The sequence below is a fragment of the Peribacillus sp. SIMBA_075 genome (genome assembly GCF_046534585.1).
This window is the reverse complement of sequence record NZ_JAWRYN010000698.1, coordinates 1-269: the sequence shown is the minus strand read 5'-3', so window position 1 is coordinate 269 and position 269 is coordinate 1. Positions and strand designations below refer to the sequence as shown.

Sequence of the window (269 nt, the reverse complement as noted above, 5' to 3'; positions counted from 1 at the left end):
GTGGCGCATGCCGCAATCGAAGCGGGAGCGCATATCATCAATGATATTTGGGGCGCTAAATACGATCCTGGAATCGCCAAAGTGGCGGCAAGCAAGCAAGTGCCGATCATTTTAATGCATAATCGCATTGAAGCGGTTTACGATGACTTGTGGCACGAAGCTAAAGAAGATCTCGAAGAAAGCATTCGCATTGCACGAAACGCAGGAGTACCCGACGAACATATCTGGCTTGACCCTGGCATCGGCTTCGCCAAAACACTGGCACAAAA

General features: G+C 49.8%; 1 protein-coding gene. It reads left to right on the top strand.

What is annotated here, in order from left to right; translation table 11 throughout:
* Positions 1-269, top strand: a 269-nt coding sequence (locus SB775_RS29995; RefSeq protein WP_410864896.1) for a dihydropteroate synthase, incomplete at both ends; no start/stop codon positions are given.